At 42.8% G+C, this 23,203-nt stretch carries 19 protein-coding genes and 1 other RNA gene; 13 read left to right on the forward strand and 7 right to left on the reverse strand.

From position 1 onward, the window contains the following. Nucleotides 1–289: 289 nt before the first annotated feature. From ssrS to HHA41_RS10920, 3 genes are all read right to left on the reverse strand, one after another. Nucleotides 290–472: non-coding RNA, 6S RNA (ssrS, locus tag HHA41_RS10910), on the reverse strand. 110 nt (nt 473–582) lie between these two features. Continuing rightward, the gene (locus tag HHA41_RS10915; RefSeq protein WP_168418645.1) at nt 583–867 is read right to left on the reverse strand and encodes a cell division protein ZapA; all 285 of its coding nucleotides are present in this window, start codon (nt 865–867) and stop codon (nt 583–585) included. A 1-nt stretch (nt 868) separates the two neighbouring features. Then, complete coding sequence (locus tag HHA41_RS10920; RefSeq protein WP_168461725.1) at nt 869–1,420, reverse strand: hypothetical protein; 552 nt, start codon at nt 1,418–1,420, stop codon at nt 869–871. Between the two features lie 64 nt (nt 1,421–1,484). Here HHA41_RS10920 and HHA41_RS10925 point away from each other — a divergent pair, with 64 nt between their 5' ends. From HHA41_RS10925 to HHA41_RS10945, 5 genes are all read left to right on the forward strand, one after another. Continuing rightward, the gene (locus HHA41_RS10925) at nt 1,485–2,123 is read left to right on the forward strand and encodes a UPF0149 family protein (protein ID WP_168418643.1); all 639 of its coding nucleotides are present in this window, start codon (nt 1,485–1,487) and stop codon (nt 2,121–2,123) included. A 96-nt stretch (nt 2,124–2,219) separates the two neighbouring features. Continuing rightward, nucleotides 2,220–3,551, forward strand: coding sequence for a Xaa-Pro aminopeptidase (gene pepP, locus HHA41_RS10930; RefSeq protein WP_168461726.1), 1,332 nt, complete (start codon nt 2,220–2,222; stop codon nt 3,549–3,551). Nucleotides 3,552–3,593: 42 nt separating this feature from the next. After that, nucleotides 3,594–4,805, forward strand: a complete 1,212-nt coding sequence (gene ubiH, locus HHA41_RS10935) for a 2-octaprenyl-6-methoxyphenyl hydroxylase (protein WP_168461728.1) — start codon at nt 3,594–3,596, stop codon at nt 4,803–4,805. Beyond that, the gene (locus HHA41_RS10940; RefSeq protein WP_168461729.1) at nt 4,802–6,052 is read left to right on the forward strand and encodes an FAD-dependent monooxygenase; all 1,251 of its coding nucleotides are present in this window, start codon (nt 4,802–4,804) and stop codon (nt 6,050–6,052) included. Before ubiH ends, HHA41_RS10940 begins: the two co-directional genes overlap by 4 nt. A 176-nt stretch (nt 6,053–6,228) precedes the next feature. Next, nucleotides 6,229–6,477, forward strand: a complete 249-nt coding sequence (locus HHA41_RS10945; protein ID WP_019836366.1) for a hypothetical protein — start codon at nt 6,229–6,231, stop codon at nt 6,475–6,477. A 119-nt stretch (nt 6,478–6,596) separates the two neighbouring features. Here HHA41_RS10945 and rsmI read toward each other — a convergent pair whose 3' ends face one another. Continuing rightward, the gene (gene rsmI / locus HHA41_RS10950; protein ID WP_168461731.1) at nt 6,597–7,439 is read right to left on the reverse strand and encodes a 16S rRNA (cytidine(1402)-2'-O)-methyltransferase; all 843 of its coding nucleotides are present in this window, start codon (nt 7,437–7,439) and stop codon (nt 6,597–6,599) included. A 188-nt stretch (nt 7,440–7,627) separates the two neighbouring features. Between rsmI and HHA41_RS10955 the strand changes: the two genes are divergently transcribed. From HHA41_RS10955 to HHA41_RS10965, 3 genes are all read left to right on the forward strand, one after another. Further along, nucleotides 7,628–8,074 carry a YraN family protein gene (locus tag HHA41_RS10955; protein ID WP_227592083.1) on the forward strand — a complete coding sequence of 149 codons (447 nt, stop codon included), beginning with the start codon at nt 7,628–7,630 and terminating at the stop codon, nt 8,072–8,074. A 110-nt stretch (nt 8,075–8,184) separates the two neighbouring features. Then, nucleotides 8,185–8,862: a BON domain-containing protein gene (locus HHA41_RS10960; protein ID WP_168461733.1), complete on the forward strand. Its 678-nt coding sequence runs from the start codon at nt 8,185–8,187 to the stop codon at nt 8,860–8,862. Beyond that, on the forward strand, nt 8,852–9,745 hold the full coding sequence (locus HHA41_RS10965) for an alpha/beta hydrolase (RefSeq protein WP_168461734.1): 894 nt from the start codon (nt 8,852–8,854) through the stop codon (nt 9,743–9,745). The genes HHA41_RS10960 and HHA41_RS10965 overlap by 11 nt, the downstream gene beginning before the upstream one ends. A 93-nt stretch (nt 9,746–9,838) precedes the next feature. Here HHA41_RS10965 and nudC read toward each other — a convergent pair whose 3' ends face one another. From nudC to dnaQ, 3 genes are all read right to left on the reverse strand, one after another. After that, complete coding sequence (gene nudC, locus HHA41_RS10970) at nt 9,839–10,612, reverse strand: NAD(+) diphosphatase (RefSeq protein WP_168418636.1); 774 nt, start codon at nt 10,610–10,612, stop codon at nt 9,839–9,841. Next, nucleotides 10,612–12,255: a chemotaxis protein gene (locus HHA41_RS10975; protein ID WP_168418635.1), complete on the reverse strand. Its 1,644-nt coding sequence runs from the start codon at nt 12,253–12,255 to the stop codon at nt 10,612–10,614. Before HHA41_RS10975 ends, nudC begins: the two co-directional genes overlap by 1 nt. A 127-nt stretch (nt 12,256–12,382) precedes the next feature. Further along, nucleotides 12,383–13,846 (reverse strand): DNA polymerase III subunit epsilon, encoded by a 1,464-nt coding sequence (gene dnaQ, locus HHA41_RS10980; RefSeq protein WP_168418634.1) that lies wholly within the window; start codon nt 13,844–13,846, stop codon nt 12,383–12,385. A 212-nt stretch (nt 13,847–14,058) separates the two neighbouring features. Here dnaQ and HHA41_RS10985 point away from each other — a divergent pair, with 212 nt between their 5' ends. From HHA41_RS10985 to HHA41_RS11005, 5 genes are all read left to right on the forward strand, one after another. After that, on the forward strand, nt 14,059–17,334 hold the full coding sequence (locus tag HHA41_RS10985; RefSeq protein ID WP_168461736.1) for a LysM peptidoglycan-binding domain-containing protein: 3,276 nt from the start codon (nt 14,059–14,061) through the stop codon (nt 17,332–17,334). Between the two features lie 64 nt (nt 17,335–17,398). Further along, nucleotides 17,399–19,237: an extracellular solute-binding protein gene (locus HHA41_RS10990; protein ID WP_168418632.1), complete on the forward strand. Its 1,839-nt coding sequence runs from the start codon at nt 17,399–17,401 to the stop codon at nt 19,235–19,237. A gap of 65 nt (nt 19,238–19,302) precedes the next feature. Continuing rightward, complete coding sequence (gene yejB / locus HHA41_RS10995; RefSeq protein WP_168461737.1) at nt 19,303–20,370, forward strand: microcin C ABC transporter permease YejB; 1,068 nt, start codon at nt 19,303–19,305, stop codon at nt 20,368–20,370. Beyond that, nucleotides 20,370–21,380: an ABC transporter permease gene (locus HHA41_RS11000; protein ID WP_168418630.1), complete on the forward strand. Its 1,011-nt coding sequence runs from the start codon at nt 20,370–20,372 to the stop codon at nt 21,378–21,380. The genes yejB and HHA41_RS11000 overlap by 1 nt, the downstream gene beginning before the upstream one ends. Continuing rightward, complete coding sequence (locus tag HHA41_RS11005; protein ID WP_168461741.1) at nt 21,358–22,959, forward strand: dipeptide ABC transporter ATP-binding protein; 1,602 nt, start codon at nt 21,358–21,360, stop codon at nt 22,957–22,959. The genes HHA41_RS11000 and HHA41_RS11005 overlap by 23 nt, the downstream gene beginning before the upstream one ends. Nucleotides 22,960–23,203 lie beyond the last annotated feature (244 nt).

The raw sequence follows: 23,203 nt of genomic DNA on the forward strand, positions 1-23,203 counted from the left end.
TTTCATGCAGAATCTCCTGCTCGTATCTTAAGAGAAAATTCTACTTTTAGATCCTATTATTTTTAGGGGGGATTACCATAAAAATTACTCAATTTTAGATTTCTGAAAATCTGTTTACTTTTGATCTATTTTCTTTATTCGATATATTTGCTTTGAATAGAGGGAAACAAAATTTTAGACACGGTATAGAACGCATCGTCACGAAGGGAGAGGAGGTTTTTTTACTTAATTTGTAGCTGAAGATTAGATTAGCGTAGTTTTAGAAATATTGTAATTTTTATAAAAACTAAATAGCTCCGAGGATGCCGCTGCATGTCGTTACCCTGAACCCGAAGAAGTTCAAGGCGGACGCGACGCATACTTGCTGGGTTTCCCATACAAGATGGGCATACGCTCTAAATATGCAGAACGCAATCCTAAGATTTAAGTATCGGCAGGGATATAGACTCGCTGGCGAACATCTCAGAGTTAGAACTAGTATACCCCATCTCAGGGGCTTGGCAACTCATGTTCACAGTTGAACTGTAAAGTTTGATCTTGTTTGCACAGCCTTTATGCAAACTTAAGTTAAAAAACCAACACTTAAGTTAAGGCTTCAACTTCTTGCAGAATCGTACTCAGCAAACGCTCACAATGCGCATAATGTTGCAAAGATTTGTTCATAGAAAGAACCTCTTGCATCAATTCCAATGCAACCATAATAATCAGTTTGCTAGGTTCCATACGTGGCGCTTTACGACGAAATTCATCATAGCGCTCATTCAATAATTGCGCGGCACGTTCTAAATCTGCTTTTTGGTCTTCAGTGGTGGCCAAACGGAAGCTATGTCCTAAAACACGTAAATCAATTGGAATTTGAACTGACATATTAACCTTCCTCACTCACTTCGGCAGGGTGGGCAAGTTGTTGAATTTCTTGCGCATGATGGTCTTGAGCCGTACCTAAAATTGCCAAACGCTGAATAATGGCTTCAACTTTGGCTTTGGCATGCTCATTTTTTTGTAACAATCTATCACGTTCTTGCTTCAGGGTTTGAATTTCATGCTGATTCATACGTTGATCATTTAGCATCTTTTCTTTCAAAATGCGTAACTCGTTACGCTCTGCCAAAATTTCCTGAAAGCGGTTTTTAAGATCGGTACAGCTTTTTTCTAAACGTCCATAACGATCTGCCAAAGCCGTTGCATCCTGATTCAGTTGTTGCAACTGTGCCTGTGTGCTGCTTAATTGCTCGGTCAGACTTTCAATTTCATCTTGTTTTGCGGTAATAATGCCGTTTCTTTGCACAATTTGTGCATGATGCTGTTCCTCAGCAGTTTGTTTGGCTGTGCTGAGGGCCGTGTTTTCACTTTCATAATGGTCAATTCGTGTTTTTAAAACACCAATATGCGCTTGTAGACGCTGTAATTCTTCTAACATATCGTGGTCGCACAGTATTGCAAACAAAGGTAATATATACGAAGTATAGAGATTGGATAAACGAATGCAAGACGATATTTCAGGTTGGTCAGAATGGTTTCGCAATTTTTCTGGCATTGAAGAAATTTCAAGTCCAAGTGAGTTACACGGCTTACTCACAGGTATAGTTTGTGTGACAAATGCACCAACAGAAACTGAGTGGCAGCAGATTTTGCAAACCTTAAATGTGCCCGATTTAGAGCCAGCAGCCCTGGCACTATTAACCGATGAATCTGAAGATGTGGCACATGCCTTGTGTGAAGATGAATTGGATTATTTGCCATTGTTGCCAGATGATGAACATCTTTTACAAGAACGCGTACAAGCTTTAGCCGACTGGTGTGCGGGTGTCGTACTCGGTTTTGGTTTGGCTTCTGGGCATATCCGTTCAGACGAAATTGAACTGATTGAACATTTACAAGATGTGGCTGCAGTTGAATTTGAAGACTCAGATAATGATGAAGAAGGCGAGGAAAGTTATCAGGAACTGTATGAATTTGTTCGTTTAATTCCTGTGAGTTTGTCTGTGGGCCGTAAAAAAGTAGCTGTGGAAGAAAGCTCTTTATTGCAAAACGTACACGCTAAATCACGTGTACAGACCGCAGAAACAGGGCAAAATCCATCTTCAGTGGTAGAAATGTTTACACCACATCGTCCGAGTTAATCGGGCGTTGTGGCTTGAGTTGCGAAAGTGTAAGTTAATTGAACGCATCATAATCATTCTAATTTCATCAACATATTTTCAATGAAAGAACCCAATATGAAAAAACTGACTCAAGTCGAATTTAAAGAACGTCGAGATCAATTTGCTGAACGCATGGGCCCCAACAGTGTTGCTATTATTGCGAGCAGTCCTGTTGCAATACGTAATCGTGATGCAGACTATAAATATCGTGCCGACAGCAGTTTTTTCTATCTGACAGGTTTTGCAGAACCTGAAGCAGTTGCAGTAATTGAAACTTATGAATCGATTGATGAAGGCTACACTTACACCTTGTTCTGCCGTGAACGTAACCGTGAAATGGAAATCTGGAATGGTTATCGGGCAGGGCTAGAAGGTGCAATTGAGCAGTACGAGGCAGATGAGTCTTTTGCAATTGATCAGTTAGATGCAGAAATCATTGCGAAAATTGTTAACAAAGACACGCTATATTACCGTTTGGGTCATCAGGCTGAATTTGATGCACGTGTAGCTGCATGGAACCAACAAGCCGATGCACAACATCGTCAAGGCAATACTGCACCCGCCAAAATTGTGCAACTAGATCGTTTGCTGGATGAAATGCGTTTGCATAAAACCGAGTCTGAACTGGAGTTGATGCAAATTGCTTCAGACATTAGTGCCGAGGCACATACCCGTGCCATGCAAACGGTCAAAGCGGGCATGATGGAATATGAATTAGAAGCCGAACTGAATTATATTTTTGGCAAAAATGGCTGTGTTCCTGCCTATAACAGCATTGTCGGTGGTGGAGAAAATGCCTGTATTTTGCATTATGTCGAAAATGACAAAATCCTTAAAGATGGTGATTTGGTCCTGATTGATGCAGCCTGTGAATATCAGTGCTATGCCTCAGACATTACCCGTACATTCCCTGTAAATGGTCAATTCAGCCCAGAACAAAAAGCACTGTATAACATTGTATTGGATGCGCAAATTGCAGCCATTGATGCTGTGCAAATTGGTAATTCTTATAAAGAACCACATCATGTTGCGGTACGTATTTTGGTACAAGGGCTGCTTGATTTGGGCATTATGCAGGGCGATTTAGAACAAATTATTGATTCGGAAAGTTATCGTCAATTTTATATGCATGGCACAGGCCATTGGCTGGGTATGGATGTGCATGATGTCGGCACTTATAAGCAGGGCGAAGACTGGCGTGTGTATGAGGAAGGCATGGTTGTTACGGTTGAACCAGGTCTATATATCGCCCCAGATGATGAAACAGTCGATGCAAAATGGCGTGGTATTGGGATTCGCATTGAAGACGATGTGGTGGCAACACAAAATGGACCTCGTGTTTTGACTGCAAATGTAGTAAAAACAGTAGCAGAGATTGAAGCGCTCATGGCTCAAGCCAAAGCCTAAATTCAGTATGATTCAGTGAAATTGAGCAGATTGGGGAACGAAATGCAGCAGCAAGAAGTCATCATTGTCGGTGGTGGTATGGTGGGTTTAAGCCTTGCCTTAATGTTAGCCAAAGCCAATATTGCGGTGAAGTTGCTGGAAGCGATTCAATACCCCAATTATGAAGATGCCAATTTAGCACCGTATCATTCCAGTTTCGATGCCCGTAACAGCGCATTGTCACGTCGCAGTGTACAAATTTACCAAGAACTGGGTTTATGGGACGCCTTGCAGCAACATGCCACGCCTATTTTAGAAGTTCAGATTACAGAGCAAGGCAGTTTTGGTAAGGCGCGATTATTGGCTGAACAAGAAAAAGTCGAAAGTTTTGGGCAGGTCATTGAAAATGCATGGCTCGGTCGTGTGTTGTTAACCGAAGTGCGTAAACAGCCGCTTATTGAGTTAATTGATGGCGTGCAGGTGACAGCACTGAAACAAGACGCAGATTTTGCATATATCGAGGCGGTGCGTGGTCAGGAGCAACTACAACTTTCTGCAAAACTCCTCATTGCTGCCGATGGTCGTGATTCTTTCTGCCGTAAAGCTTTGGGCGTGGGTGCATCGGAACACGATTATGACCAAGTGGCTATTGTGACTACGGTGCAAACCTCTAAGCCACATGCGCATGTTGGCTTTGAGCGTTTCAGCCATTTAGGGCCTTTGGCGTTGCTGCCATTGCCAGGTGAATATCGTCGTTCTGTGGTGTGGCCTGTACCAAAGGGAACAGAGCATGAATGGATTGGCGATGAAAACGACCAACACTTTTTAGATGCCCTGCAACAAGCTTATGGCGACCGCGCAGGAAAATTTGAAAAAACAGGACGTCGTTTTAGTTTTCCATTGTCACAAGTTTTAGCAGAAAAACAGGCGGTTGGTCGCGTGGTATTGATGGGTAATGCAGCGCATACGATTCACCCTGTTGCAGGGCAAGGTTTTAACTTGTGTATGCGAGATGCCTATGTTTTATTGCGTTATCTTACCGAACAGGCAGCAAAATCTGCAGATTTAGGTGACCCAGCTGTACTACGTGACTATGAGCAATCTCGCTTAAAGGATCAGCAACGCGTTATTAAATTCTGCGATAGTGTTGTACGTGGCTTTAGCAATCAAAACCCAATCCTAAAATTCATGCGTAATACAGGCCTCGTTGCTTTTGATACGATTCCAGGCATTAAGCCATTGGTAGCCAACTATGCAATGGGGTTAAAAGCATGAGTACAGCAAATCAACAAGTGCAAGTGTTAGATGCAGTCATTATTGGTGGTGGCTTGGTTGGCGGTTTAACCGCATTACTGTTAGCACAGGGTGGCGTGCAAGCTACAGTCTTGGATGCTGCACCCATTTTAGATGCAGAGAAAACTTTAGCGGTTGCCAATCCACGTGTTTTGGCGCTCAGTCAGGCTACGATCCACCTATTAAAAACCGCAGGTGTTTGGCCTAAACTTGTGCGCCACATGCCGTATAGCGGCATGCAGGTTTGGAATAAAAATGGCTATGGTGAAATTAATTTTGGCAGTAGTGCTACGAATACACCCGTGATTGAACAAGCGCTTGGTTCAATGGTAGAGCCAAGTATTTTAAACCTTGCGATTCAGCAACGAATGCTAGAGCAAGTGCAGGATTATCGCACGCAAGTCAAAGTGACACGTTTGGAGCGTGGTGTAGGAGTTTGGCATATTCATTTGGCTGATGGTACCCAATTACAAACTAAACTGGTGATTGGTGCAGATGGTGCCAACTCCTTTGTGCGCGAACAGGCCTTTATTGATTTTGATGTGCTGGATTATCGTCAGGCAGGTTTAACCTGTGCGATTCGTACTGCATTGCCACATCAGCATGTAGCACGGCAAATATTTTTGGAAACAGGCCCGTTGGCGTATTTACCAATGGCCAGTTTACAGGATGAGCAAGAAGGGCATTGGCAGTCTATTGTTTGGACTTTGCCCGATGACTATGCCGAAGAATACGCCAAGCTGAATGATGCCGATTTTACTCAACTCTTGACCCGTGAAAGTCATCACATGTTGGGAGAGGTATTAGAGGCAACACCACGTGCTATTTTCCCGCTCAAGGCCCGTGCAGCACAGCGCTATGTGCAAGAGGGGCTGGCATTGATTGGTGATGCTGCGCATGTGATTCATCCACTTGCAGGACAAGGGGTGAACATTGGCTGTTTAGACGCTGCAGTACTTTGTGATGTACTACTGCATGACTTTAAACGCGGTGTCTGGGCGCATGAGCAGACCTTAAAGCGTTATGAACACCGTCGTAAAGGGCAGAACGATGCCATGATGCACAGTATGTCTGCTATTGGCTGGATGGAAACCACGACTTTATTCCCTGTGGTATGGGCGCGTAATTTTGGTTTGAAACAGGTTGAACAACAGCCTGCACTAAAAGATGCCTTTATGGCACAAGCCAATGGATTAAGTCTGTTACAAGATACCCGTTACGCGGTTTAACCCTAAAGAGTCGTTTTTTGTACGGTCATACATACCTGATTACGAATTTGATTAAAAAAGATACGAATTTTTTAATTTAGACTCTATGCGAAAGGCCAAGAGATTGCTAAATTTCATCGTAATTCATAACCAGTTTTCAATTGGACCAAGTTGAAGTCATTTGTGGGGAGATTAAGATGACGGACATGAACGATTACGATGATGTAGAAGATTCAACTGTAGACGAAGATGAAGCGAAAGCAGCCGAAAAAGGCGCTGCAGATTCAGAAGAAAGCGCTGCAGATGGAGATTTAGCAGAAGCAGAAACTTTGACCGTGACTGCTAAACTGAAACAGCGTCAGGCTTTGGAAGATGAAGTTGCAGCGTTCTTGGCACGTGGTGGAAAAATTACGGAAGTACCACCAGATGAGTCAGCACGCGACTAAGTGGTCGTATTCAGGCTAACTGTACTGACTACGGTCGAAATATATAGAAAAGCATCACCTTCAAGGTGATGCTTTTTTATTGAATGAATATTCAAGACAACGCAGTAAACTAAATGTGCTTAGTCTGCTGCTTGGCTTAACTCCAGTGCACGTTGATAGGCGATTTTCTTTTTAATCCCTGTTAAGTCAGCAGCCAATTGTGATGCAGCTTTCACCGATAAATCTTGCAATAAGCGCTGTAACAGTTGATCTAGTTTTTCTTGTTCTAGGTCTTTTTCTTCACTGGCACCGCCTACCACCAATACAATTTCACCTTTTTGTTGGTGATGATCTGCAGCGATAAACTCAACCAGTTCACTCAAAGTCATTTTTTTAATAGTTTCAAAGGTTTTGGTAATTTCTCGGGCAAAACCAACAGGGCGTTCGGCTCCAAACACCCCAGCCATATCTTTGACTGAATCTAAAATTCGATGTGGCGCTTCATAGAAAATTAGCGTCTGGGTTTCATCTTTGAGTTTTTCGAGTTGTTGTACTCGTTGTGATTGTTTAGCAGACAAAAAGCCCTGAAAGCTGAACCGATCACTCGGTAAGCCAACCGCACTCAATGCTGCAATGGCTGCACATGCACCCGGTACAGGAATCACACGAATACCATTGGCCTGTGCAGCACGTACCAACTTAAACCCTGGGTCACTAATCAGTGGCGTACCTGCGTCGCTAATCAGCGCCATGTCTTCGCCATTCAGTAGTTTTTGTACTAAAATCTCGATTTTGTTGCTTTCATTGTGCTCATGGCAGGCAGTGAGTGGGGTAGAAATATTAAAATGCTTCATCAATTGCGCAGAGGTGCGAGTGTCTTCTGCGGCAATCAGACTTACCGATTTGAGTACGTCAATCGCACGGTAGCTCATATCATCCAAGTGACCAATTGGGGTGGCGACAACAAATAACTGGGCACTCATTGAGTTTTCTCCGTGGGAAATAACAAACTAAAAAAATAATCAAAATTCGACTAAATACAGCATTGCTCTGAGTCATTCACTAACGACTGACCGAATGGCTATTCTACCTGAATTGCGATCTGACGTATGTATGTAAGGCGAAACTAGGCAGAATCTGTATCAATCATGCAGCACTTGTGAATATAAAAATGAAAATGAATAAAACCAACAATAAAAATTTGATGCGTCAGGCATTGGGTGCATGGGCCGAACAATTTGCATGGCAGTATTTGCAGCAGCAGGGTTGGACATTGCTACAGCAAAATTATCATAGTGTGTTTGGTGAAATTGACGGTATTTTGATTCGGCAACAACAATTGATATTTGTTGAAGTGAAAGCGCGCTCTAAAAGCAGTTATGCAAAAGCTTATGAAGTGGTGTCATTATCTAAGCAGCAGAAAATCATGAAAACCGCCTTGCAGTTTTTGGCAGAAAATCCACAATTTTCAGAATTTTATTGTCGTTTTGATGTGATTTGTTTTGATTTTTCTGGGCAATTTGCAAAAACAGTACAGCAAGACTTTTCCAAATTCCCGTATGATCTGCAATGGATTGAAAATGCTTTTACTTTTGATGCAGAGTTGATTAATCTTTGAGTGAAATTTAAAGCATAAAACATCAGCTGGTGAGTGCTTGTCGTAAAAACTGAAGCATGAAATGTGCAGCACCGCCAGAGTGGAAAGAAAATAATGAGGAGTCTTGCTGAGTGTTAAACCGTATTGCAGTGACCTTGCTGTGTGTAGCAAGTTTATCGGGTTGTGCAAGTTTTATTTCAAGTGGTACAGGTACAGCGCCAGTAGGAACAGAAAGTGGCGCACGATCACTTGGGCAAGTGTTTATTGATAACTCAATAGAACGTACCGCCAAAATTAATTTATACAAACTAGATTCACGCTTTAAACAGTCTCGCGTGAATGTTGAAAGTTTTCATGGCAATGTATTGCTGACAGGACAAGTGCCTGATGCGCATTTAAAGCAATTGGCAGAAGACAATGTACGTGCCATGAGTGATGTAAAAACCATCCATAATTATATTACGGTGGGTAATCAAATCAGTTACAGCACCATTATGCAGGACACCACAGTGACTGCAAATACCCGCGGTTTGATTATGAAAGCACCTGTGGTGTCCGACAGTAAAGTGCGTATTCATACTGAAGATGGGGTGTTGTATGTGATGGGGCGTTTAAATAACGCAGAATTGCAAGACCTAAACCAAGTGCTGCAACAAGTTGGAAACGTCACAAAAATTATTACCTTGATTGATAATATTGAACTCCAGCCAAGCAATAATGCCAATTTTGTAAGCCCGATGGTTGTGCCTGAAACACAGACACCCGTTGCGATAGACCCAGATCAGGTTGAACCTGCACATGTTCAATAATGTGGGACACTGGCTTAAACAGTTCAATAAAAGATTAGAACAGGCGAAACGCATTTATGAAGAGTTTCGTCTGTATAGCTTAGGCAGTTATGCGCTCAATCGCTTGACTCCGCGGCAGGGCTATACCCTTCAAAGTAATATTGCTTATGGTTTACGGGCAAGGCATCGTCTGGATGTGTACCGTACCACAACACCACGACCGCAGCGTCCGTTGTTGGTATTTGTGCATGGCGGTGCATGGTCACGCGGTGATAAACAGGATTATCGTTTTGTGGGTGAAGCTTTTGCAAAAGAAGGCTTTGACGTTGCGATCATTAACTATCAGCTTGCGCCACAGCATATTTTTCCCACCTATATTGATGATTTAACCTTGGCGTTGAATTATCTGACTCAGCATCAACATAAACTGGGTATTGCAACTGCACAGGTGGTCTTGATGGGACATTCGGCAGGGGCATTTAATGTGATGTCTTTGTTATACCATCCTCAGCCCTATGCCTTAAGCTGTAAGAATCACATCCGTGCAATTATTGGTTTGGCAGGGCCTTATCATTTTGATTATAAAGATGACCCGCTGTGTGCCGATGCTTTTGATCAGGATGTACCGTATCAGGATGTGATGCCGTATTATTTTGTTGAGCCAAATCCAGTTAAGCACTATTTACTGGTGGCAGAAAAGGATCAAATTGTCGGGCCAAGCAATGCCACTGACTTTGATCACGTGTTAAAAAAATACGGCAATCATAGTGAAATTATGATCATTCCAAGAACAGGGCATGTCAGTGTTATGGCATCGGTATCTAGTTTGTTTAGTCGTTTCTTTGCGACCAAGACTCAAATTATGCGAGCTTTAGATCAGGCCCTGGAAGATGAGTTATATTGATTGATCTTCAACCTAGTATTTGGTTGAGTAGCAATAAAAAACCGTTGCAACAAATTTGTGGCAACGGTTTTTGTATTTAGGATAACAGCAGACTTATAGCCAAGCTTTGGTATCATCTGCAACAGCAGTGCCTTGCGTCACGTGCATTATCATGGCGTGTGCAATACTGCCTTTAAAGGGAATTTCAGGTAGCTGATCAAATTTAAAGAACTGCGCATCACGAATTTCTTCTTCTTGTAACTGAATTTCACCGCCTGCATATTCGGCTTTAAAAGCAATCATCAGATTACTTGGGAATGGCCAAGGCTGACTGGCTAGGTACTGAATATTTTTAAGTTGCACGCCAACCTCTTCAACGGTTTCACGACGTACCGCTTCTTCTAAGGTTTCACCCACTTCGACAAAGCCTGCAATAAGGCCATAAATTGGCTGTTTGTTGCGTGCATTGCGCGCCAGTAGTACTTCGTCTTCACCGCGAGTAATGACGGTAATCACACATGGATTGACACGTGGGTATTGATGATAGCCGCAAGCAGGGCAGACCATGGCATATTGGGTGGCATGCACTTCAGTTTTGTGACCACAATGGCTGCAGAATTTATGATTACGACGCCATTCCAATAACTGGATGGCACGGCTGGCTTGCTCAAATTGCTGAGTGTTCCACAGTTGTAATAACTGTCGGATAGGAATTAATTGAAAGCCATTTGGGATTGGTTCATCTTCGAGGAGGTCTCGGGCAATCACTTGATCGCCCGAGCTAAAGCTTAAGTCACTTGCCAGTTTTTCCACACGGGGCAGTTGGAAGTTTTCATCGACCAAAAGTTGTTGTTGCTGAAAAATATATGCAAGTGAGAGTTCAGTCATTAGGCTACAGTTTTCAATTTTTCACTACTGTCCAATGCTACCTTAAACATGCTGTGCAGAACAGGCTGTTTGTTCTTTAAATTGTCAATCAGCATATCTGCGCTGGCAAGTGTATCCAAGATGTGATTGACTTGCTCTGCAGTTAAGTTCTGACCTGCTTCAACTTGTGTTTTTACAAAATCGGCAGAGACTTTTAGGGCTTTTTGACCACTTTCTGCATTTAAGAACAACATTGCACCCGCAACCTCACGAATTTGAGCAGAAGTATGCTCCAATTCTGCAATATTTTGACTTTGCAAATGCTGAGTCAGGGTTTGCGTAATCAAATCAATCAGTAATTTGGTTTCGGTCAACAAGGCTTCATGCGCTTCATCTAAACGATCTAGCGAAATATTCATGTTGTTGACGCGCAACTGCAAACGACTAGAGGTGTGATGACGTTCAAGCACACCAATTGAGTTCATGGCAGATAAAATCACGTTCATTAATTGCTGAGCAAAGTTTTCATCTTTAAGCAATTCAGGACGGCTTAATGATTCTGCCTGACGCTCCAAGTCTTGATTGGCTTCATTTAAGTTCAGTACTTTAAATAAGTTCGCCAACTCTTTTAACTTACTTTGCAATTCCTGTGTTTTTTCAGGACTCATGTTTTGGTAGTTGTATTCAATGTCATTGCGAATCTGCGCCATTTCTGTGGTCACTAAGTCGCTAATGGTGTGCATGGTGTCAAAATCTGGACCATATAAATGACGGCTGAATACTTGTAATTGCGTGTCAGTCAATAAGTCTTCACCAAGATTCATCTGGCTGCGAATATGTTGTGAAATTTCGTCTTCTTGACTAATGCACAGACTTAAAATGTTCGCCAGATCAGTCAAGGTCGCAGCGAATGTTTCTGGCGCAGCAAAGTATTGACGCATATTGTGTTCAATACCAATGAGGGTGCGTAAGCGTGGCTCATTTAGCAACAAGTCATCAATATGGTTGAAGGCAACGTGTACCAAACCCCAATATTGTTGGCTCGGATGGCTTTCTGCCAAGCCTGCCAAATATGTTCCGACTAATTTGATCGCTTGAAGATCCATTTCAGATTCTTCTTGCTTGAGTAATTTGTGTAATGACAATTTATACAAGCGATGCACATAAGCCGACTTTTCTAAAGAAGGCGCTTGCGGCAATTGAAAGCTAGGAGTGATGCAATCGAGCAGGCCTTCAATGTGTTGACCTTCTTGCGTTAATGGTTTGCCTAAAGCCAGTTCTAAACGGTTTAAGGTGTCGAGCAAAAATTGTGGAATTTTGACTTCACGCAGGCAAATAAACTCAATATAACGCTTGAGCATGGTTGTGCCTTCGCTGAGCGCAATCACTTCCTGTGTGTTGATATTGCTTGGGTTCCCCATAATTTTACGCATGAGCTCTGCAGAGTATTGCGCAATTTTTGCCAAGCTTTCCATATCAATTAAGGCTAAAACCTGAGCGCACTGTTCAAATTGATTCAGTGCATCATCAATACCAAAAGGTAAAGTTTGATCTTCTGCTAAGGTGCTTACTGCGGATTCAACCAGTTTGATAGAATTATCAACCTCATTTTTTATTATCAGCAAGGCAGTTGGATCAAAATGTATAGAGGTTTGGTAAGACATGGATCTGCACCTTTCCTAGTGTTTTATCTGTTTGTTGGTTCTTTGCAAAAATACAAAGTCCTATTTGCTTTAACTATAACTGAACTGGCGAATCTTTAAATACATAAAATTACAAAACTCGTAGATTTTATTTGGCAAAAAAGCAAGGTTTACCGTGTTTTTCTTCAAATTGTTTGACCCAATTCTCATGCGCTGCCAGTTCATCATCTGAAGGTAATATTACTGCTAGGTCAATATCAATACTTAAACGGTCACTTTGACGTTGTTGTTCTTCACTTGCAGACAGGGTGTCCATATCAAATGCAACCTGTCCACCTGTCATCGCCAAGTATACATCGGCGAGAATTTCGGCATCCAGTAATGCACCGTGGAAGGTACGGTCACGCGCAGGAATCTCGTAACGTCTGACCAAAGCATCCAAGGAGTTTTTCTGCCCAGGGTGTTTGCTTTTTGCCATCAGCAATGAGTCCGTTACGGTACACACTTCTGATAAATTGCCCAAACCTGCGCGACTGAATTCCATGTCTAGGAAGTTCATATCGAAGGTAGCGTTATGCGCAATAATTTCTGCACCTTTGAGGTATTGATACAGCACATCTGCAATTTCGGCAAATTTCGGTTTATCTTTTAAGAACTCATCTGAAATACCGTGAATATTTTCTGATTCACCGACCAGTTTTTCAGGCTGAATATAAATGTGTATGGAACTGCCCGTGAGTTTACGGTTAATCATTTCCAGCGCACCCACTTCAATAATACGGTCACCGTCCTGATAATAAAAACCTGTGGTTTCCGTATCTAGAATCAGTTGGCGAGGGCCGTGTAGCTGCATTGTGGCAGGCGTCACCACAATATGCGGGTGCATTGCAGATGTAGCATCCACAATATTTTCATTTGAAGTGACATTTTCTGAATTCGTTTCTGTTTCAGGATCATTATTTACAGTGTCACCAGTAGCGGCCTGTGTGCTTTCATCATCCTCTATAATGTTGTGTTTTTGATCGTTACTTTCTAAATTGCTGTCTGGTGTTGTATTTTCCATTTCAAGCTCATCTTCAATCAGGTCAAAACCGAAAGGATCATCTAGTAACCAGTCAGATTCAGCTTTTTTTTTATCCTGTTGCGGTGCATCCAAAGTGGGTGCTGCATTAGATGGAGAATTTAAGGTTTTTTGAACTTGATCTGCACCCAAATTGGCCAACTGGTCTGCCATTTCATTGCCTGCATGTCCTGCATGGCCTTTAATCCAGTTCCATTCAATTTCACGCCCCTGACACGTGGCATCTAATTTTTGCCAAAGGTCTGGGTTTTTGACATCTTTCCAGTTCTTCTTTTTCCAGCCGTGAATCCACTCGGTAATGCCTTGTTTGACATAGTTGGAGTCTGTCCAAATAATCAATTTGGCATCGGTTGGGCAAAATAAAATACCTTCGATGGCTGCAGTGAGTTCCATGCGGTTATTGGTGGTTTGTGCTTCGCCACCATGTAATTTATGCTCTGCCTGTTCGGTGATGATATACGCCCCCCAACCCCCTAAGCCAGGATTGCCACGGCAAGCACCATCAACATATAATGTGATTGTTTGAGACATAAATCAGATCCGAATACTCAGCAAAATAAATCAAAATAAAAAGCTATTGTATATCGCAAATTTAGTTTAGACCCAAAATTCCTGCTATTTTTTTAATTTCTTGTAACATTTATAGCGGAAACACGCTAAATTAAAGCCTTGTGTCGTTGTCTAGCTCCACTACAATGGCATGTCTAAAAAATAATTTATATACGAGTTGTTTGGATTCTTTTATGTATAAACCAACCACGCGCTTGTGGCAGCCGACTTTACCTTCATTTTTTAAAATTACAGTTTTAGGTTCAGCATTGGCTGCCTTAGGCTTGATGTCTGGCTGTAGCTCGACCCAGGGTGCGAGCAAGCCGCTTACTTCAAGTCAGGTCGGGTCGGGTTATTTAGATGCCAGCACATTGGATGGTTTGGAAGACTTACTATCTGCAACCGATATGCGTGCAGTTGAAGGCGATCGTTTATTAATTTTAAAACATGGCGATGTTTGGAAGCGTATGACCGTGGGTTTCAAAATGGATTTAAACCATTGGAACCCGCGTATTGAAGCACAGCGTGGCTGGTTTATTTCACGTCAGCCATATTTGGATCGTTTAAGTGCGCGTGCTTCGCGTTATTTGTATCACACGGTAAAAGAAGCTGAACGCCGTGGTATGCCAACTGAATTGGCATTGTTGCCTGTCATTGAAAGCTCGTATGACCCCGCTGCAACCAGTAGTGCTGCTGCTGCAGGTTTATGGCAGTTTATTCCAAGTACAGGCCGTATTTACGGCTTAAAACAAACCTCAATGTATGATGGCCGCCGAGATGTAGTGGAGTCGACTCGTGCTGCCTATGAGTTCTTAGGCAGTTTGTATAATCAGTTTGGTTCTTGGGAATTGGCATTGGCAGCCTATAACGCAGGGCCAGGTCGTATTCAGCAAGCGATTAACCGTAATAAAGCTGCTGGCTTGCCAACCGATTATTGGTCTTTGAAATTGCCTCAGGAAACCATGAATTATGTGCCACGTTTCTTGGCTGTGGCGCAAATTATTAAAAGTCCACATGCTTATGGCGTGTCTTTACCGCCTATTGCCAACCGTCCTCACTTCCGTGAGTTAAATGTAGGTGCGGTAAATTTAAATGATGTGGCCAGCATTACAGGTTTAAGCCGTGCGGAACTCTATTCGCTTAACCCAGGGCATCGTGGTGATCGGATCGACACGCAAAGCCCAATGCGAATTTTAATCCCTGCAGATTTAAGTCCAACTGTAGATGCGAGATTAAAAAAATTACAAAGTGGTGGTGGTTTATGGGCAAGCAATACAAGTAACACACCGTCGTTTTCTTCATCTGGGGTAACGATCACACCGTCTAAATCTGTACCACCAACATTGACCACGGCAACCACCAGTAGAACAACGACGAGCAAAACAGCATCTGCTACGCCAGCAGCCACCACAAAGGCCGCAAGCACAACATCTTCAAATACTGCCACGACAGCCAGTACGTCTAAACCTGCATCAACAACACCTGCACGTTTGTCGCGTACACCACGAGGCTCAGATGCCTTAGCTGCATTTGCAGCAGGGAGTGATGTACCAAGTGCACCGCGTATTCCTGTTGCAGTCACGCCTGCGGCAAATATTCAACCTGTACGGATTGAACCACCAATTTCAACGACCGAGCGTGAACAGATTCTTGCTGCGGTACAGGCAGAAGGCAGTAATAAAACGGTGGAAGAGGTGTTGCAGCCTGTAGCCTCTAAGGCAGAGCAAGAGCAACTTGTGGCAGAGTTAAAACAAATTGCACCTCAAGGCACTGAGATTGTCGATCCATACGATGGGAAAATTAAGCTTACAGCAATTCAAACCAGCCAGTCTGTGGCAGAGCAGCAAGGTAAAGAGTTAACCAAAGGCTTTGCTTACCCGAAAAGTGTGGCAGAAAACACACGTGTAGATTCAGAAGAAGCCAAGCGCAATCAGGGTAAAAACTTTGTGCGTACGGACTCAGAAGTTGTGGTTATTCCACCAAAAGGCAAACGGACTACTTATACTGTCTTAGCGGGTGATACTTTGGCCAGCATTGCCATGAAAAATGGTTTGAATTGGCGTGATATTGCGAAGTGGAACCAAATTGCACCCGATGCAACTTTGTATGTAGGCACCAGTATTTATTTGTACGATGCCAAGCCACAGGCAGAACCAGCCAAACCGAAAACCATGCCTGAGCAATATGTGGTGCAAGCCAATGATAGTTTAACGGGTGTTGCTAGTCAGTTTGGTTTAAGCGTTAAACAATTGGCAGATTATAATAATTTAAGCATTACCAGTGGTTTATTGGTCGGGCAGCGTTTAAGTTTAAAAGAAACTGCGGCATCAAAAGCCAAAGCGGAAGCGGATAAAAAAGCGGCAGAACAAGCCGCAAAAGTCGTGACCAAAAGCTATGTGGTGAAACGTGGCGAATATTTAAAACTGATAGCTGATCGCTATGCTTTGTCTAATCAGGAATTGGCAGATTTAACCCCAGGTCTGACGGCGGGCAGCAGTTTATTGGTGGGTCAGCGTATTAATGTCCCTGTAAATGAAGCAACGACTCAGAAAGCTGAAGCGAACAAAGCCGAGGCCAGTAAGTCAGAAGCAAAAACTGAAGCACCAAACTATCCAACAGAAAATTATCAGGTACAGCGTGGCGATACTTTATCCAGTATTGCCAACCAAGCCAAAATTTCGTTGGCTGAATTGGCCAGTTTGAACAATTTAACCACCCAAAGTGGGGTACGCATTGGTCAAAGCTTAAAAGTACCTGCGGGCGTTAATGTACCTGAGCGTTATACGGTACAACGTGGAGATACCTTATCTGCTATTTCTACCAAATATAACTTGAGTCAGGAATACATAGCAGAGTTGAATAACATTAGCCGTAACGGTGGTTTAAGAGCAGGACAAAGTCTGAAACTCACGGGTGATGTTCCTGATAAAAAAGCCCAAGTTGAAGCAGCGACTGAAACTGCCAATGATATTCACGTCGTGAAAGCAGGGGAAACTTTAAGCAGTATTGCTCGCCAATATAAATTGCAATTGAGTTATTTGGCAGAGCTGAATGAATTATCGCGTACCGCCAATGTGCGTATTGGGCAGCGCTTAAAAGTTGATGCCAGCGCTGCAACTGTTGATGCAAAAGCCGAAGTATCAAACGTAGCTAAAAGTAGCAGTACTAAAGCGACTGAAGCTTATCGCGTAAAAAGTGGCGAGTCCTTAAATTCAATTGCCAACCGTGTTGGTATTTCAGTTGCAGAATTGGCTAGTTTAAATGGCTTAACCCCACGTTCAGGCTTACAGATTGGTCAAAGTATTCAAATTCCAAAAACTGTGACTGAATATAAGGTCAAACGTGGAGATACATTGATTGGTTTGGCCAACCGTTATGGTATCGACAGCAAAGCTTTGGCCGATTTAAATGACATGCAGCCGAATACGCAATTGCGCATTGGTGATGTGATTAAAGTCCCGAATCTGTAATGATCAATCTCCAGGATGCGCTGTGGGCTGCATCCTGAGTGATACTGCACAAGGAGCTGTGCGCATGTCTTTCGCGCTACACAAAACATTGTTCTGTCTGGTGGGATGTCTGGCATTGCCACAGTTCGGTTGGGCTGCCATTCAAACTACACCATATATTGCGGTGCATAGCCAACCTCAGTATGCGGGGCGTACAGCCATGCCTTATGCCAATCCGCATGCACCCAAAGGTGGAGATTTGATTCGCGCCAGTAATGGCACTTTTGACAATTTAAATGACATGAATGGCAAAGGCAGCTCCACCGATGGGGTGAATTTTTTGTTTGATTCACTCATGAGCAGTTCTTTAGACGAGCCGGGGGTGATGTATCCCTTATTGGCTGAAAAAGTTAGCTATGACCCGAAGCAAACAGCCTTTGTGATTTTTCATTTGAATCCTCAAGCAAAGTTTAGCGATGGCAGTCCAGTCACTGCAGAAGATGTTAAATTCAGTTTTGATGCATTTCAGACCAAGTCCAATCCGGGTTTGCAAATGTATTTGTCTGACTTGGATAAAACCACAGTCTTGTCCAAACATCAGGTAAAAGTCAGTTTTAAATCCAGCAACAATGCAGAAATGCCCTTAATTTTGTCGCAAATGCCCATCTATTCTAAAAAAGATTGGCAAAAGCGTGATTTTACCCGTATTACCCTCGAACCTATTTTAGGTTCTGGGCCTTATCTGATTGAACGGATTGATGCAGGGCGCAGCATCACCTATAAACGTAATCCTAATTACTGGGGCAAGGATCTGCCCATAAACAAAGGGCGCTATAATTTTGACCGCCTAAAATATGTGTATTATCGCAATCTAGATATTGCCTTTGAAGGCTTTAAGTCGGGGCAATATACGCTGCATGAAGAATATACGGCACGTAAATGGGTGACGGAATATCGTTTCCCTGCCGTGAATGCGGGCATGGTGGTTAAGCATAAATTTCAGCACCAGAACCCAATTCCAACTCAAAGTTTTGTATTCAATACCCGCAGACATGCATTTCAGGATATTCGTTTTCGGCAAGCCTTGACCTATGCTTACGATTTTGAATGGCAAAACAAAGCTCTGTTTTATGGGCAATATCGCCGTTTGCAAAGCTATTTTTCTAATAGCGAGCTAGAGGCTAAAGGCACACCATCAGCCGAAGAATTGGCCATTTTAAAACCCTATTTAGCCAAACTACATCCAGTCCAACGACAAGGTGTATTGCAAAACTGGCAGTTTCCTGTGACCGATGCCAGCGGATTTAACCGCAGTGGATTGCTTAAAGCACGTGAGCTACTTTTGAAAGCAGGTTATCGTTTTCAGCATGGCAAATTGGTAGATGCCAAAGGCAAACCTATCCAAATAGAATTTCTGATTCATCAAGATGGCTTACAACGGACTTTAATGCCCTTTGTGCGCAATATGAAACGCCTAGGTGTGGTTGTGACCATTCGGCATGTGGATGTGCCGCAATATATTGAACGGATGCGCCGTGCCGACTTTGATATGACCACTAGCGTCATGCCGCAATCTTTAAGTCCTGGCAATGAACAGGCACAGCTATGGAGTAGCGCTGCCGCAGATCAGCCAGGAAATTATAATTATGCAGGGATTAAAAACCCAGTGATTGATGAAGTGGTACAACAGTTGATCCGTGCACCCAACCGTGAACAGTTAATTGTACGTACCAAGGTTTTAGATCGTTTATTGCGGGCAGGTTATTATCAAATTCCAACCTACGGCAAAGGTGAAAACTGGTATGCCTACTGGAATATGTATCGTCAGCCTGCCATTAAACCTAAATTATCTGCAGGGATTGATTACTGGTGGAGCGATGCAACTCAAGCCAAGAAAGTTGCACATTATTTGCGTCAACAATAACGATTTTTAAAATTCAAGCATGACAGTGTTTGCGATGAACCAGCACATTGCCAAAAGGTGAGCACATGGGCACATATATACTAAAAAGATTGCTGCTGATTATTCCCACCCTGTTTTTCATTTTATTGATTAACTTTGTGGTGATTCAAATTGCACCAGGTGGGCCAGTCGAGCAAGCCATTCAGCAGGCTGAAGCTTTTCAGGGCATGGGCATGAGTGGTGGCGAAACTGTGGTAAGCAATAGCAGTAATTATCAGGGTGCCAAAGGTCTAAGTGATGAAATGGTGGCAAAAATTGAAGCGCAATATGGGTTTGACAAGCCTGCCCACGAGCGCTTTTGGCAAATGCTGACCAGTTATGTGCAACTCGATTTCGGTACTAGCTTTTTTAAAGATAAACCTGTGACTCAATTACTGTTGGAAAAGTTACCTGTATCTTTATCTTTAGGGCTTTGGAGTACTTTGCTGATCTATCTGATTTCTATTCCACTTGGGATTACAAAAGCCCGTCAGCATGGTTTGCTATTTGATAAAGCCACTTCAATTTTGTTGGCAATTGGCTACGCCATTCCTGCGTTTGCATTTGCGATTTTGCTGATTGTATTTTTTGCAGGTGGTTCGTATTTCCAGTGGTTCCCATTACAAGGCTTGGTTTCTGAAAATTTTGCTCAGCTGAGTTTGTGGGGCAAAATTACCGATTATTTCTGGCACATGACCTTGCCCTTACTGGCAATGGTGATCGGTGGGTTTGCAGGGCTGACGTATCTGACCAAATACTCTTTTATGGAAGAGTTAAATAAACAATATGTACTGGCAGCTCGCTCCAAAGGCTTAACCGAGTCACGTGTGTTGTATGGGCATGTGTTTCGTAATGCCATGCTAATTGTGATTGCAGGCTTACCTGAAGCTTTGGTGGGGATTTTCTTTGTGGGCAATCTGTTTATCGAAATTATTTTTAATTTGGATGGTTTAGGTTTGCTTGGCTTTGAAGCAATTGTGCAGCGTGATTATCCTGTTATTTTTGGTACCTTGTTTATTTTTACCCTTTTGGGTTTAATTTTAAGATTAATCAGTGATGTGCTGTATCAGGTGATTGACCCTCGAATTAACTTTGAATCGCGGGGGACAAAATAATGTCACCAATTACGCGCGCACGTTTGCAACGTTTTAAGCAAAATAAACTGGGTTTTGGCTGTTTTATCGTCTTTATTGTCATTTTTGTATTGTCCTTGGCCGCAGAGTTAATCGCCAACGATAAGCCGTTATTGGTCAAATACGAGCAGTCTTTATATATGCCTGTGTTTAAGGCCTATCCTGAAACGACTTTTGGTGGTGTGTTTGAAACCGAAGCGGATTATAAAGACCCCGTGGTGCAACAGTTAATTACTAATAAAGGTTGGGCGCTTTGGCCGCTGATAGAATTTTCTTACCAAACGCCGAATTTGGATTTGGCTGTGCCTGTACCATCGCCACCAACCGCACAAAACTGGCTAGGCACAGATGATCAAGGTCGTGATGTTTTGGCACGCATTCTATATGGTTTGCGGGTGTCACTGCTGTTTGGGTTTGCACTGACTTTTGCATCGGCAGTTTTGGGCATTATGGTTGGGGCGATTCAGGGCTACTATGGAGGCTGGATTGATCTGATTGGGCAGCGTGTTTTAGAGGTCTGGGGCGGTCTGCCAATGCTGTTCATGGTGATGATCTTAGTCAGTATGTTTACTCCAAGTGTGTACTGGTTATTTGTGATTATGCTGCTGTTTGGTTGGACCAGTTTGGTTGGCTTGGTGCGTGCAGAATTTTTACGTGCTCGAAATTTTGATTATGTGCGTGCAGCGCGGAGTTTGGGGGTTACCGATCGTACCATTATGTTTCGGCATATTTTACCCAATGCCATGAGTTCGAGTTTGTCGCAGTTACCGTTTATGCTCACAGCCAATATCACTGCTTTAACTGCACTCGATTTTTTAGGTTATGGCTTACCGCCCGATGCGGCATCTTTGGGCGAGCTGTTATTACAAGGTAAAAATAATTTAAATGCACCGTGGTTGGCATTGTCAGGCTTTTTTACTTTAGCCATCGTTCTATCCTTATTAATTTATATTGGGGAGGCAACACGTGATGCATTTGACCCAAGACGTTAATCAGTCGGCTGAACTTTCAAATTCAGTGTTGCTCAAAGTTAGTCAGCTAAATATTCAGCATCAGCAACAGGTGTTACTGCATGATTTAAATTTTGAATTGCATGCTGGTGAAACCATCGCTTTAGTGGGCGAAAGTGGCTCTGGAAAATCCATTAGCAGTTTGGCTTTACTGGGCTTGCTGCCGCCACATTTACAGGTGCAAGGCCAAGCTATATTCGCAGAACAAGATTTACTGCATCTCAAGCCAGAACAACTGCGACAAGTTCGTGGTCAAAGCATTGCCATGATTTTTCAGGAACCGATGACGGCTTTAAATCCGTTGCATCGGGTAGAAAAGATTATAGGTGAAAGTTTATGGTTGCGTGGTTGGAGCAAGGAAAAAGCACGTGCGCGAGTATTGGAATTACTTAAAGATGTCGGTATTCCGCAGCCAGAGGAGAAATTAAAGCGTTATCCGCATGAATTGTCGGGTGGGCAGCGGCAGCGAGTGATGATTGCTATGGCTTTGGCGCTTGATCCTGACATTCTCATTGCCGATGAACCTACGACTGCTTTGGATGTAACTTTGCAGGCGCAGATTCTGGATTTATTAAAAAGCCTGCAAGCACGCCGTAACATGGCAATGATTTTGATTAGCCATGATTTGAATTTGGTTAAACATTATGCCGATCAAGTGATTGTGATGAATCGTGGACGGGTTGAAGAACAGGGCAGTGTTACAGAAATTTTTAGTCAGCCTAAGCAAGCTTATACGCAAAATTTATTGAATCACGATTTTGGCGAAGCCTTACAGGTTGAAGAATTGTCTACCGTATTAGCATTGAATCAGGTTGGGGTGAAGTTTCCAATTAAACAGGGCTTACTGAATCGGGTTAAAGATTATGTAGTTGCAGTTGAACCTTTGGCTTTAGCACTAGCACAGGGACAATCGGTTGGAATTGTGGGGGAGAGTGGTTCGGGTAAAAGTTCACTAGCACTTGCAATTGCCCGTTTAATTGAAAGTGAAGGCAAAATTGAGCTGCTTGGGCAAGATTTAAATGCGTTAAATGAGCGGCAATTGCGTCCTTTACGTCAGCATTTTCAAATCGTGTTTCAAGACCCATTCAGCAGTTTAAACCCGCGTTTAAATGTGGAACAAACTATTGGTGAAGGTTTGGCTTTACAGCACTTGTCTAAACAGGAGATCAGCCAGCGCATAGATGAAGCTTTAAGCAAAGTAGAATTACCCGTGAGTTTTAAACAGCGCTATCCGCATGAACTCTCGGGTGGGCAACGTCAGCGAATTGCATTGGCGCGCGCTTTGGTACTTTGCCCTAAATTGCTGATTATGGATGAGCCAACATCTGCTTTAGACCGTACGACACAACGTGCGGTGGTGCAGTTGTTGCGCCGTTTACAGCAGCAGGAGCAAATGAGTTATTTATTTATTAGCCATGATTTGCAAGTGGTGAAAGCGCTGTGCCAAAAAGTCTTGGTGCTGCATCAAGCCAAAGTGATGGAGTTTCAGAACACCGAACAGCTGTTTAGTCATCCTCAAACAGAATATACCCGCCAGTTGATTGCAGCTAGTGAGTATTAGAACTTGTTGGAGTCATCCATTCCTATAGCAATTTTTGATTAATCCAAAAGCATCATTTGTGATGTGTAAATTATTTGAAAACTTTTCTTCAGCTGAAGAAGGTTTGGGTGAGTGGATAATGGATTATGGTTTGAAAGAGTGATTGATAGCAAATAATTATATTGACGAATATAGTCAAACATATACAATTTAGGTATTAAATTTTAAAAAAACTTGCAATGAAATACTTGACTGAAAGCTTAAA

This window comes from Acinetobacter sp. A1, from assembly GCF_012371315.1.
Taxonomy (GTDB): domain Bacteria; phylum Pseudomonadota; class Gammaproteobacteria; order Pseudomonadales; family Moraxellaceae; genus Acinetobacter.